10 protein-coding genes are annotated in these 12611 nt (G+C 61.8%); 3 read left to right on the top strand and 7 right to left on the bottom strand.

Annotation, left to right across the window (positions count from 1 at the left end):
* Positions 1–5: 5 nt before the first annotated feature.
* Positions 6–638 carry a TetR/AcrR family transcriptional regulator gene (locus B5E41_RS15295; RefSeq protein ID WP_088394895.1) on the top strand — a complete coding sequence of 211 codons (633 nt, stop codon included), beginning with the start codon at positions 6–8 and terminating at the stop codon, positions 636–638.
* Between the two features lie 112 nt (positions 639–750).
* Entirely contained in the window at positions 751–1788 is a 1038-nt protein-coding gene (locus B5E41_RS15300) for a LacI family DNA-binding transcriptional regulator (RefSeq protein ID WP_088394897.1), read from the top strand.
* 32 nt (positions 1789–1820) lie between these two features.
* Here the strand turns inward: B5E41_RS15300 and B5E41_RS15305 are convergent, their stop codons facing one another.
* Positions 1821–2852 (bottom strand): helix-turn-helix transcriptional regulator, encoded by a 1032-nt coding sequence (locus tag B5E41_RS15305; RefSeq protein WP_088394899.1) that lies wholly within the window; start codon positions 2850–2852, stop codon positions 1821–1823.
* 169 nt (positions 2853–3021) lie between these two features.
* Between B5E41_RS15305 and B5E41_RS15310 the strand changes: the two genes are divergently transcribed.
* On the top strand, positions 3022–4173 hold the full coding sequence (locus tag B5E41_RS15310) for an ROK family transcriptional regulator (RefSeq protein WP_088394901.1): 1152 nt from the start codon (positions 3022–3024) through the stop codon (positions 4171–4173).
* Between the two features lie 270 nt (positions 4174–4443).
* On the opposite strand, the gene B5E41_RS15315 is transcribed toward B5E41_RS15310, so the two are convergent.
* The 6 genes from B5E41_RS15315 to B5E41_RS15340 are packed head-to-tail and all read right to left on the bottom strand — an operon-like array spanning position 4444 to position 12590.
* Entirely contained in the window at positions 4444–5490 is a 1047-nt protein-coding gene (locus tag B5E41_RS15315; protein WP_176439406.1) for a carbohydrate ABC transporter permease, read from the bottom strand.
* Positions 5491–5503: 13 nt separating this feature from the next.
* Entirely contained in the window at positions 5504–6499 is a 996-nt protein-coding gene (locus B5E41_RS15320) for a carbohydrate ABC transporter permease (protein ID WP_088394905.1), read from the bottom strand.
* Between the two features lies 1 nt (position 6500).
* Positions 6501–7607 carry an ABC transporter ATP-binding protein gene (locus B5E41_RS15325; protein WP_088394907.1) on the bottom strand — a complete coding sequence of 369 codons (1107 nt, stop codon included), beginning with the start codon at positions 7605–7607 and terminating at the stop codon, positions 6501–6503.
* Entirely contained in the window at positions 7595–8959 is a 1365-nt protein-coding gene (gene pglB / locus B5E41_RS15330; RefSeq protein ID WP_088394909.1) for a polygalacturonase PglB, read from the bottom strand. Before pglB ends, B5E41_RS15325 begins: the two co-directional genes overlap by 13 nt.
* On the bottom strand, positions 8956–10050 hold the full coding sequence (gene bglB / locus B5E41_RS15335) for a beta-galactosidase BglB (RefSeq protein ID WP_088394911.1): 1095 nt from the start codon (positions 10048–10050) through the stop codon (positions 8956–8958). Before bglB ends, pglB begins: the two co-directional genes overlap by 4 nt.
* Before the next feature lie 17 nt (positions 10051–10067).
* On the bottom strand, positions 10068–12590 hold the full coding sequence (locus tag B5E41_RS15340; protein ID WP_088394913.1) for a hypothetical protein: 2523 nt from the start codon (positions 12588–12590) through the stop codon (positions 10068–10070).
* Positions 12591–12611 lie beyond the last annotated feature (21 nt).

The raw sequence follows: 12611 nt of genomic DNA on the forward strand, positions 1-12611 counted from the left end.
CACGAATGGCGGCTCAGAAGAAACTCACGCGCGCGGAACAGAAGGCGTTGCGGCCCATCCAGATCCTGGATGCCGCCTTCGAGGAATTCGTCAGAAACGGATTCGCCGGCGCCCGAGTCGACGACATCGCAGACAGGGTCGGCGTCACCAAGGGCACGGTCTACGTCTACTTCGAGACGAAGGAAAAGCTCTTCGAAGCCATGATCAGTCACTTCTCGGTCCCCTTTCAGGAACTGCTTGAAATCACCGCTGGCCTCAGCGGCAGCGCCACCGACAGGCTGATGTCCATTCTCGGTCTACTTTACGACCAAATCGCGGAGGATCGCACAACTCGCGAATTGACGCGGCTGGTCATTTCGGAAGGACAGCGGTTCCCCGACCTGATCGATCGCCACCACGATGAATTCATAGCGCCGATTATCGCCAGGATCGACGCTCTCATCCTGGAAGGCGTTGCATCAGGGGAATTTCGCGAAATTCCCGTCGAATTCTCCGACATCGTGGTCGCGCCGATTCTGACGACGACGGTTCTGCGGTTGATCTTCGACGATCGCCGCGTGCCGACGCCTAGCAAGGACGCCTTCATGCGAGCCTATTTCGACCTGCTGTTCAACGGGCTGCTTGCCGAACGTCGCTGATTGCGGATGACGAAAATATCAACGCAAGCACATAGCTTTTCTAAAGTCTTTATGTGAAAACATCGAGTTAGCTTATGCTTCGAAGGTACGATCTGAATTCCTGGCGGAAAAAGTGGAACGTAAAGTCAATCTCAAAGATGTCGCACGCGATGCCGAAGTGTCGCTGAGCACGGCCTCGCACGCCCTGAACGGCACTGCGCCGCTGACGATCGAAGTGCGGGAACGAGTTCTGGATTCGGCAAAACGTCTCGGTTATCTCGACCGCCGGAGAAAGAAGGCGACGATCGCCGCCTTGCACGTTCTGCTTCTCGCCATTCCTGACGATGCCGCGCCGGAGAGCGATCTCAACCTGGTGAGCTGGACGATTCTCAATGGTCTTCGTAGGGAATGCGAGCGTCGCGGCATCCGCATCGTGCCCTACGTCAGCAGCGGCCGGCGCATCGACGGCGCCGAGGTCAGGCAGATCGCGATATCAGAACGCGCTGATGGCATCGTGGTGCTGAATGATGATCAGCCCGAACTCATCCGCAGCCTCGCCTCGGCGGATATGCCCGTCGTCATCGTCAACGGCGAGGATCCCGCCATGCTGGTCGATACGGTGACACCTGAAAACCGCTTCGGCGCACGGCTGGGAATCGAGCACCTCCTGGCGCTTGGCCACCGCCGGATCCTGCACCTGACGTGGAAGGGCCGCACGACCATCCAGCGCCGGTATGACGGTTTTTCCGATGCCTATTTCGCCGCACAGCTTCCCGTGCCGAAGGATATGATCATCGAGGCGGAGGGATACGAGCCCCGGCATGGCGAAGCGGCCATCAACGCGCTGCTCCATCGCGACCCCACGCTGAACGGCGCAACCGCCGTCTTCTGCGCGGCCGACAATCTGGCGCTCGGCTGCCTGAAGGCATTGGCCGATCGCGATATACGCGTTCCCGACGCAATATCCGTGCTCGGCTTCGACGACATCGTTCCCGGCGAGTTCAGCCGCCCGCCGCTGTCCACCGTGAGCGTGCCGACCGACCGTCTCGGCGCGGCAGCGCTCGCGCTCATCGAACAGCGGCTGATCGCCAATGATCCGCAGCGGCCGGCTCATCGCCTGGAACTCGGCTGTCATCTCGTCCTGCGCGGCAGCATCGCGCCGCCGCGCTGAACGGCCGGAAGAGCAGCTTCTCCAGGCTTACTTCAGCGCAGGCGCTCGGCCCGCAGCCGCGTATCGCGCGGGCTCTCTCCAAAGGTGCTGCGGTAGATGATGGAGAACCTCCCCGCGTGCGCAAAACCCCATATCGCACAGATTTCGCGGACGGATTGCTGGTTGGTCGGATCCCGCAGTTGCTCGCGGGCCGCCTGCAGCCGGATCGTGCGGAGATACCCTGCCGGCGACGTGCCCCTGAAGGCCCTGAAGCCCGTTTGCAATGCACGAAGGGAAACGCCGACACCGTCGGCCACCATCGTCATGGTGAGAGGTTCCGCGATATTGGCATGCATGTAGTCGATGGCCCGCCGGACGTGCCAGGGAGCAATCAGCGATACTTTCTGTTTTTCGAGATGATTGGAAAAACGATGCCGGCCAAATCGGATCACCAAGTGAGCGAGAGTTTCGCTCATCGCGGCTGCGGCAAGAGGCGAAGATAGCAGCGGACCGTCGCCGCGCAGGCCCTGCACGATCGTCTGAAGCAGATTGCCGATAAGCTGGCCTGACTGCGTCGTGCGATCAAGGATCGGGTCGAGGTCGAACGACTCCGAGAGGGGCTTTTCCACCAGCGAGGCGAGCACCCTTTTCACAACCTTCCAGTCCAGGAAGAGGACGTCCGAACGGTGCGGTCCGCCTTGGACCACACGATCGCCGGCTTCGTGGTTGTTGGCCATAAGCAGATGACCGGCGCCGCTTTCGACCGTTCTCTTTCCTATCGACAGTCGAAAAGATCCGGTGTGCGGCATGAAAAATGCGAGATGCTGCGGAGTCTCATCAAGCGTCCGGATTGTCCAGGAACTCTGATACACGGAGTGAAGCACCGTGAGCGCCTCGGTCCTTCTCAAATCCGCGGCCCAGGCGAATTTTCGGCCATTCTTCAATGGCTGTGCGGCGAAAACCCCATAACCGGCCGAAAAGGCCTGAACCATTGATTCGAAGCTGGCGCCTTCATGCGTGGGCTCAAAACCGTAACCCTCATGTTCGGCAATGCAGGCCAATTTCTCCGCTCTTAATGAATCCATGCCGCTCGCTTCTTTTCCCCTGCCGCTTGAGACGTCATCGCAACTGGTCTGGCCAATCTTGATGCGTTAAGCAGGACTGCAAAACCACGGATGACTTCGTTGCCCTGCAGAAGCAAAGCGCCCCATCCACCTGCTTCACACTTACAGTGTAAATCAATATGTTCGGAAAATGAAGTACGATCCGCGGGACCACGTCGCCCCACATTTTTTGCGAGACACGCAGCCCGCGAGGGTGGCCTCTCGCAACGAACGCGACCTCTTGCGATTGATCTGGAAGTCGCCCGGCATCGAGCGATCCGATCTCACGGAACCGCTCGATCTCACCCAGCAATCACTGCACAGGATCGTCCGGCGGCTTCACGATCGGGGGATGGTCGCCTTTTCCCAGTCGGAAAACCGGCGCGCCGGTCCGCCCAGCCCGGAGCTGACGCTTCGGAAGGAGTGGTGTCTGACGCTCGGCATCTCCGTCAATGTCGGCTCGATCGGCCTTTGCCTCATGGGCTTCGGCGAACCGTTGGACAATATGGAAATTCCCCAGGCCGGCGCTTCTTTGCCTCTGGAGATGGACCGGATCGAAGCGGCGGTCGAAGATATCCTCGCCCGCCGCGGAGCCAAGCGAAGCGATATCCTCGGCGTCGGCCTGGCAGTCGCCGGCCATCGGATGCTGGAGACAGCTTTCAATTGCCCCCTGCCGCTGGCCCATTGGTCGCTGATCGACCTGGCGCCCGAGCTGGGACAGCGACTTGGCCTGCCGGTCTGGGCTGACAACGTCGCCAGGACCGCCGCCTTGGCTGAAGCGATTTTCGGCGTCGGCCGTGACGTCGCCGATTTTGCCTATATCGCCCATCTTCATGGCTATGGCGGCGGCCTGATTTCCGGAGGCATGCCCTTTCGCGGCAGTTTCGGAAATGCCGGGGAATTCTCGGTTCTCTTCGGACGGCAGGATTACGACGATCGTCCCGCACTCAACCAATTGCTCGAACATCTTCGCGCCAAGGGGCGCGTGGGGCTGACGCTGAAGGACCTGAAGAACGAAAATCTGGTGGAGTGGGATGGTGTCGAGGAATGGATCGACCGCGTCACTCCGGCCCACAACAGAGCCATCAACGCGATCTGCGCGATCTTCGACCCGGCATTGATCGTGCTTGGCGGCGAGCTTCCACGTTCACTTGCGAGAATGCTGATCGAACGCACCGAATTCAACAATCTGCCTCGGCATGGCGCATTGCGCGACGTTCCGGGCTTGGCCGTGGCGAAGATCATCGACGCCCCCGGCGCGATCGGCGCGGCCTTGATCCCGCTATTCGAAACTGTTTTGTGATGACGGCTCAGGCGGCCAAGCCCTGCGCGACTTCCTATAGAGCGGCTCAGCTATTCATGGAAGCGCTGAACCGTTCTAAGTTTTTGTTTTTACGCAATTCAGGACGGAAAACCGCTTCACGCTTTTCCTGGAATTGCTCTGAAGGGACTGAAGCGCACCGCAGGACCAGATGCGGTGCGCTTCAGCCGGCGCGATGAGATGGGAAGGCATTCTTCAATGCTTGGGAGGTTTCCTCATCTCGACCCCAATCGGGGCTGCGCCAGGATTCGTTCACTTCATTCCCGTACCGGCAATGCCCGTGGTGATGTACTTCTGCAGGAACAGGAAGACGACGGTGACGGGCAACAGGCTGAGGAACGTCATCGCCAGGATATAGTGCCACTGCACCGAGAACTCTCCCTGGAAGGCGTTGAGACCGACCTGCAGGGTGAAATTCTCGCGGCTGTTGAGGACGATGAGCGGCCAGAGGAAATCGTTCCAGCGCCAGAGCACGGAAAAGATCGCCAGCACCGCAAGCGCCGGCGCCGTCAGCGGCAGGATGATCCGCCAGAAGATGCAGAATTCGCTCGCCGCATCGACACGCGCCGCCTCGATCAGCTCGTCGGGTATGGTGAGCATATATTGCCGCAGCAGGAAAACGGCCGTCGGCGAGGCGACGGTTGGCAGGATGACGCCCCAGAGATTATCGGCGAGCCCGACCCCCACAATGACGAGATAGGCCGGAACCATGACGACGGCCAGCGGGATCATCAAGGTCGAGATGATGATGACGAACACAGTCGTGTCGCCCCGAAATTTGTATTTCGACAACGCAAAGGCAGCCATGGCGTTGACAACAAGCGTCAGCAGCGTGGCAACCACGGTGACGAAGACCGAATTCTTCAGGAAGGTCAGGAAATTGAAGCGCGTCAGCGGATCGGTGTAGTTCTCGGTGGCAACGGTCAGATGCTGCACCGGCGTCATCCCCTTCACGTCGACACCGACCGGTTGCTCCGGATTTGCAGGATCGACCATCTGCGCCTTGAGACCGATGCGCCTGATCATGGCCATTTCACGCTGCTGGCCGTCAACCGTTACGTTCCAAAGGCTGAGCGGCTTGTCGAATCCGGGCACGGTCCGCTCCACGGCGGCCCGGGGAAGCAGCGACGGCGGAAAGCGGGTGATCTCGGCGGCCGGCTTCAGCGAGGAGAGGCCTGCCCAGACGACGGGAATGAGCACGGTGAACGTTCCGCCGATCAACCAGACCCATGACAAAATATCGGTGATATCGATGCGTCCGGCCCGACGTGTGCGTGTCATGAAGCGGATTGGGTTCATAGAGCTGTTCATCTCAGGACTCCATTCGCTTGCCGAGGCGCAGCTGTATGAGGGTGAGAACCAGAAGCACCAGACCCATGAGAACCGATGCGGCAGACGCAAGGCCGAAGAGGCGCAGATCGCTACCGAAGGCCATCTGGTAGATATATTGAACGATGAAGCTGTTGGCCGTGCCTGGGCCGCCGCCATTGGTCAGAACCCAGGCTTCGTCAAAGATCTGCACCGACTTGATCATCAGAAGGATGAACACGACAAGCAGGTTCGGGGCAAGAAGCGGAAGCGTGATCCTGAATAGCGTGCGGCGCGGTGAAGCGGCATCGATCGACGCGGCCTCGTAGAGATCTTTCGGGATCGCCTGGAGGCCGGCGAGCAGGATCAGGGTGTAGAAGCCCATATGGAACCAGACCGACACAACGACGACGAAGAAGCGCGACCAGCCGACATCGAGCAGGAAGATCTCCGGCGGCACGCCGAGCATCTGAAAGAAGGCGTTCAGCAGGCCGTTGCGATCGAGGAACCACTTCCAGATCAGGCCGATGACGACGGGCGACAGCAGAACCGGATAGAAGAACATCGCCCGGAAGAAGCCACGCGCGAAGATCGCCCGATTGAGGATCAACGCCGTGATCAGCGCCACCAGCAATGTGGCGACCACATTAAAGGCCACGAACCAAAGTGTGTTCCACACCGCCGTCCAGAACAGCGATTCCTGGCAGGTTCCGGGCTGAAGGTAATTGCCGCAGGACAGCAGGGTGCGGAAGTTGTCGAAACCGACGAATGGCCGGTCGGAGACGAAGAGATTGGTGCCGCCGGTGAAGGCGTAGCCGACGGCGATCGCGATGGGAAGGAAGGTGAAGATTCCAAACAGGATGAGGTTCGGCGCCAGGAACAGCCATGGCATCCGCTTGCGGCCGAACAGACGCTCGATCGCATTCATCGGCGCCTCGACCACCCTCATCGCCGTTTCGCCTGTCTGAGACAGCAATGTACCGGCCGTGAGCTCTGCCATGTCAGCGCCTCCCCTGCCCGGACCGTCTGCCAAAGGCAAGGCCACTTTCGGGATCGAACAGATGAACGCGGGCAGGATCGGCATCGATCAAGATCCGGTCGCCCGAAACCGGCGCGAAATGGCCGGCTTCATGGATGATGATCTGGTCATCTTGCCCGGCGAGATTGCCGTAGACATAGGTCTCGGTTCCGAGCCCCTCGTGATATTGCACGACGAATGGCAGGCCTCGCTCGCTGGAGCGGGTGAAATGCGCAGGCCGGATACCGGCAACAACCGACTGATCGACCGCAATGCCGGCGGAATCGACATTGCTGACGATCGTGCCGCCATTGCCGACATCGACGACGACGCCGTTTTCGCCGACGCCCGAGACCCTGCCCTTGATGATGTTCATGCGCGGCGAACCGAGGAATCCGGCGACGAAGAGATTGCGCGGATGATCGAATAGCTCCAGCGGTGCGCCGACCTGCTCGACCCGACCGGCACGCAAAACGACGATCTTGTCGGCCATGGTCATCGCCTCGACCTGATCGTGGGTAACGTAGATCATCGTCGTCTTGATGTCGCGGTGGAGCTTGGTGATCTCGGCCCGGGTCTGGACACGCAGCGCCGCATCGAGGTTCGACAGCGGCTCGTCGAAGAGGAAGATGTCGGGTTCGCGCACGATCGCCCGACCGATCGCCACGCGCTGGCGCTGGCCGCCCGAAAGCTGCTTCGGACGCCGGTCGAGATAGGGTTCGATCGCCAGCATTCTCGCGGCTTCGGCGATGCGCGCTTCGATTTCGGCGCGCTTGAACTTCAGATTTTCCAGACCGAAGGCTAGATTCTTGCGCACGCTCATATGCGGATAGAGCGCATAGGACTGGAAGACCATCGCGATTTTGCGCTCGGCCGGCGACAGCGCGCTGACGTCGCGTCCGCCGATCGCAATTGCGCCCGAGGTGACCTCCTCAAGGCCCGCAATAACGCGCAGCAGGGTCGACTTGCCGCAGCCAGACGGACCGACAAAGACGACGAACTCGCCGTCCTTGATGTCGAGTTCGACGTCATGCAGGATTTTGACGGCGCCATACGACTTGTTGACGGTGGAAAGTTTCAGTTCTGCCATGCCCCACTCCCATCAGATGCCGTCGTTTCCATGACGACGTCGATTGCGTTCCAGCCTTGCGGCAGCGGTGCAGGCCTCGTGATCCGCACCTCGTTCATCAATATCCCGGCGACATCGGCCACATAGACCGCCGGCATTCCGCCGGGATAGTCCTGCAGGCCGATCACCCGCCCGTCCGAACCCCGAGTCCAGGCATTGGCACGCCCGCCGCCATCGGCCTTCGGCGCGAGGTCGGCATTCGTCGGGCGCAGATCGTAGGTCCGCCCCGTGCCGAGTTCTCCGGGCTGCTGGTCGACGGCGATACGGGCCAACGACACGTTCCGGATGCCTGACGGCGCGGCGGCAATGATGGTGATCGCGCCTTCCATCCGGCCCGTCACATCCTCGACGATGAGATTTTCGATGGCGCCCGCAGGGCGTTCGGCGATACGGTCGACGACATTGACGGTCAGCGCCTCCCCCGAGCCCCAGAAGCCATCCGGCGTTTCACGGCACTCTACCGAAATTCTGGAAAACCTCACATTCGAGATCCGGCCGCCGTCGCGGGAGAATATGCCGAGCGCCCTGCTGGAAGACGAGACGCTGCAATCCTCGAACAGGATATTGGTAACGTCGCCATGCGTTTCCGTGCCGATCTTCAACGCACAGCTCAAGCTCTGAACGAAACAGCGGCGCACGAGAATGTTCTCGCACCGGCCGATGGCGACTCCCTCAGGACCGATGCTCGTCTTCAGGCATATGCCGTCGTCGGCCGTCGATATCGCGCAATCCTCAATGACAGCGCCGCGGCAGGCGTCGAGCACGATGCCGTCCGTATTGGGAAGGCGGCGATCGTTTTCGATGGTGACGCTGCGGACCGCGACATCGGTGCAGTTGACGAAATGCAGCGTCCACATCGGCGAGCGGCTGATGGTGACGGAACTGATCTCGACCTCGTCGCAGCCTTCGAGGACGACGACACGGGGACGGAATTCGGCCGGGATAAAGGTTCCCACTGTCTCGTCGTCTCCTGTGATAAAGCTTTCGCAGCCGGCTTCGATGCGTCCTTTTCCCGTCAGGCTGATGCGCCGCGCATCCCGCGCGACGATCATGCCGCGATCCGACTTCTCGGCGATCACCGAAACCGTCGTATGCGCGTAAGCGGCATAGTCTGGCAGGGGACGTAGCACCGCGCCGGCGGCAAGGTGCAGATCGACACCGGAACGCAGCCGGAGGCCCCGGCAGATGTGGATGCCCGCCAGGAGCTCCAGGCGTCCGCCGCCGGAAGCAGAAAGGCCGTCGATCGCCGCCTGCAGACGGTCGGTATTGTCGCTGTCGAGCGCCTCAATCGCGACAAGGGAGGGAGCGCTCATTGGCGGTGGCCGTTCTCAATCAGAACTTCGGTCAGCAGCAGCATGGTCAGCGCCTGGCCGTAAGGCGTCGGCAGGTTCGGGATGCGCCGGTAGAAATCGAGGTCATGGCCCATCGGCGTGCCGTCCGAAACGCCGTGGACGACGCCCTCCTCGTCGATCTGGGCGAGTACGGCCTTGAGCGCGCGCTCCGCATGGACCTTGTCGCTCTCGCCGAGAATGCCGGCGTCGATGGCGCGCAGAATGCCATAGGCGATGCCTGCGGTGGCCGATGTTTCCAGCGGCGAAGAGGGATCGTCGATCAGAGTCGTGAACATGCCGTCCGACCGCTGATGTGCTTTCAGGGAACGCACCTGGCTGACGAGGACGTTCGACAGGAACCGCCGGTCCTTCTCGCCGAGCGTCGGCACGAGATCGAAGAGCTCGGGAATGGCGACGGTGATCCAGGCGTTGCCGCGGGCCCAAAAGGCATTTGCGAAATTGTGCCGGCCGTTGAAGGTCCAGCCGTGATACCAGAGCCCGGTCACGGGATCGGAGAGATAGCGGGTGTGGATGACGAACTGATAGACGGCCTCATCGATCCAGTCATTGCGCTCGCAGAGCACGCCGGCGCGCGCGAGGAACAGGCAGGCCATGAACAGCGTGTCGTCCCACAATTCGCCGTCGTTGAGGCGTTCCTTGACGACGTGCTGGAAGCCGCCCTCCTCGGTCTTTGGCAATTCCTTGACGAGCCATTCGGCCCAGTCCTGGACGAGGGCGCGAAAGTCAGGACGATCGACATGCTCGACGAGGATCGCCAGCGGCAGCATCGGCGCCGTGCTGTTGATCTGGCGCGGCGGCAGGCCGCGTTCGATCTGGCCGCTGTACCAGGTGACGAGCTCCTGCAGCGCTTTCTGATCATTGGTGGAAATCGCGCGCCGGAGGAATCCGTAGAGGCCGACGCCGACTTCCCAGTCCCACTCATCGAACTGGATCCCGGAGGTGGCGCTTCCACTGACGAGGCCCTCCTTGATGCCTCGAAGCCGGCTGAAAGCCGTTGCCACGCGATCGATCGTCGTCAGGAGAGCGGCGTTGTCGACAGATGCTGTGTTCATGCTGAAATCCTATATTCTCAGGAGTAAAACGGCCCGTCAGCGGCGGCTTGGGACGCGGCGCTGTCGTGGGTGAGGATCGGATGCGGCTGTTCATGCGTGAACGGCCGGGGATTGCCGGCGATCGAAAGACCGTCGGCATAGGAAAGAGAGATCGCCGGGGCACCCGGCGGCGTCAGGGAAAGGCGCCGAAGCGTCGGATCGAAGGACACCGCCGTCTGGCACAGGCGCTCGATGAAGGCTTTGAAAGCATCGTCATTGCCGGATGCTACGATGGCCGCCCAACCGCAGAGCGATCCATGCGAGCGCGCCTCGCGACCGGCGGTCGGGCCGGCCGTGATCAGCTCCAGGCCATTCGAGCCCCAGAGAGCGGCAAATCCCCTGCCCGATCGGGCGATCAGCCATTTGTCTTCGACGATCAGATCGTCGAGCCCGTCTCGGCCGATATAGGCATGCGTCCAGGCATGCCGTGCATCGCCCGTGTCCTCGATCAAAAGGGCGACGTCGCGATGCTGGGCGACACGCGGCAGGATGCCGTTGCCGGCCCAATAGGACGGCCGTTGATTGCCCCACGGATCGTCTTCGCCGGGATGGTTGACCCAGAGCCTCGCCATCGGATGGCCGGCGAGCCGGATATCGAGAACGTGCTGCTGATGCCCCTTCCGGCCGGTCTTGTGATCGACCACCGTCGAAAGCTGGGCGGCCTCGTTCTTGAAGAGCACGAGCTTTCCGCTCTCCAGCCCCTGACTGTAGCGGGCCTCGACGCTTCTTCCCCGCGAAAGCGAAGCAAGCTCGGCGAGGTCGGCCGGCGGCTCATAGTCACCGGCGCAGAACATGGTCAGAGCCGCCACGCCATTGTTGAGCCAGCCGGTGCCAAAGGCGACCTGGGCGAAGGGCGCAAGTTCGGTCAGCGGCCCGGCGCGCAGTTCCTTGTCGTAGGCGCGCCCCTGCGACCCCGCCGGAACGCCAGCAAGCGTATGGAGCGCGATCATTCGGAAGATGAGATCGATCTGGCGCCGGGCACGATCGGCGATCCCGCTCTCCGCCCAGCGCTCCAGCGCCAGCAGGCCGATGAAATCGATCGGGTAATAGGCGGCCGAATTCCACTCCGCCAGGCCATGGGCCTCAACGCTGTCGAACCAGCGCCCGAGCCGCTGGACGGCGAGTTCCGCCTGCTGCCGTCCGGTGCGGCCCGAGGCCGAGAACACCTCGTCGGGCAGGAGAAGCCCGGCCAAAAGTTGGCTGGTATGGAAGCAGAGCACATGGTTCTCGCTCCAGAACCACATCGCGTCATTGCCCGGCTCGTCGACCCAGTAGCGGTAGGAGAGAACGGAATTGCGGATGCGCTCGACCGTGGCCTTCGGCATACGGTCGCCATAGGCGCCGAGCAGCCACAAGAGCGGCACCATGATGAAATCCGAGCAATCCTCGCGCTGATCGATGGAAGCGAGCGTCGCATCGACGATGCGGTCGAAGCTCTCCTGGTCGTCGTAGCCAGTTTCCATCATGGCGATCAGGCGGCCGGCGCGGTTGGCGCCGAAGCGAGCGCTGTATTCCAACGCCTGCCGCTTGCGGGCGCCAAGCGATGCCTCTGCCGGCAATGGCGAGATGCTGCTCATGAAGGCGGCGTCGATGACGCGGGTGACCGAGCCCGGCCCGGAGCCGATCGTCATGTGGATGCCGTGATAACCGTCCGCAATGGCGCAGACATCGTCGGCCGTCAGCCGGTTCTGACCGGCGTGCAGGGTCAGTTTCGCATGGGCAAGAACCGGGCGTTCGTGACCGTGGCCGACCACGTTGAGCTCCACCGGCAGGTCGCGCTCCGGCGCCGTATCGAAGATGATCTCCAGCGGCTCTGTGACGAAGACGTCGCGCGCCGGGCGCACGCCTCGCGAAAGCGCTTCCAGCTCCCGCACCTCATCCTGATCGAGCGATACCGGCAGCAGCACGCAGAGCGGCTCCTCGTCCAGCATTTCGAGTTCGAAGAACCAGGTCGTGTCGCGCTCGGCAAGATCCTCGGTATGGACGAGAATTTCGTTATCGCCTGCTTCGAGCGGCAAACTTATCTCGGTTGCGCTCTCGACGTTGCGCTTGAAGGGCTCGAAGCGAACCGCCTCCTGGCCGTTGACCCATATGCGAACACCGCCGCAAGTCTTGAGCGCGAGGTTGAGCGTGCGCGGGGCTTCCGTTCTGAAGGTGCCCTTCAGCCATCGCCTGACATGCGTCGGCACATGCCAGAAGCTGGTGAACTCGACGCGGCGGTTCGAACCCGGAAGATAGAGGCTTTCGCTCGTCCAGGCTTTATCGGGGATGAGCTCGCGCCCGACCATGGTCGACCAGAAGGCCTTGCGGCAGGGTAGGTCGCCGACGTCGACGAAGCCGTTGATGAACCGATAGTTGACGCGGTCTTCGGCAGGCGCCGGCTCGCCGGGAAAATAGCTGGCAATGAGGCCGGAAACCGCCCATGCGGTGATCGTCTGGCCTCGGGCCACGCTGTAGGCGGGCGCCGTGCCGTCCGGTTGCTTGATGCATTCCGCGTTCACAGACTGCCTCCTCCGCAATCG

Origin of the sequence: Rhizobium esperanzae (genome assembly GCF_002204185.1) — a bacterium.
Lineage (GTDB): Bacteria > Pseudomonadota > Alphaproteobacteria > Rhizobiales > Rhizobiaceae > Rhizobium > Rhizobium esperanzae.

Excerpts from the sequence above, each read along its gene's own strand:
- B5E41_RS15295 (WP_088394895.1), top strand. The coding sequence starts at position 6 with ATGGCGGCTCAGAAGAAACTCACGCGCGCGGAACAGAAGGCGTTGCGG.
- B5E41_RS15305 (WP_088394899.1), bottom strand. The coding sequence starts at position 2,852 with ATGGATTCATTAAGAGCGGAGAAATTGGCCTGCATTGCCGAACATGAG.
- B5E41_RS15310 (WP_088394901.1), top strand. The coding sequence starts at position 3,022 with ATGAAGTACGATCCGCGGGACCACGTCGCCCCACATTTTTTGCGAGAC.
- B5E41_RS15315 (WP_176439406.1), bottom strand. The coding sequence starts at position 5,490 with ATGAACCCAATCCGCTTCATGACACGCACACGTCGGGCCGGACGCATC.
- B5E41_RS15320 (WP_088394905.1), bottom strand. The coding sequence starts at position 6,499 with ATGGCAGAGCTCACGGCCGGTACATTGCTGTCTCAGACAGGCGAAACG.
- B5E41_RS15325 (WP_088394907.1), bottom strand. The coding sequence starts at position 7,607 with ATGGCAGAACTGAAACTTTCCACCGTCAACAAGTCGTATGGCGCCGTC.
- pglB (WP_088394909.1), bottom strand. The coding sequence starts at position 8,959 with ATGAGCGCTCCCTCCCTTGTCGCGATTGAGGCGCTCGACAGCGACAAT.
- bglB (WP_088394911.1), bottom strand. The coding sequence starts at position 10,050 with ATGAACACAGCATCTGTCGACAACGCCGCTCTCCTGACGACGATCGAT.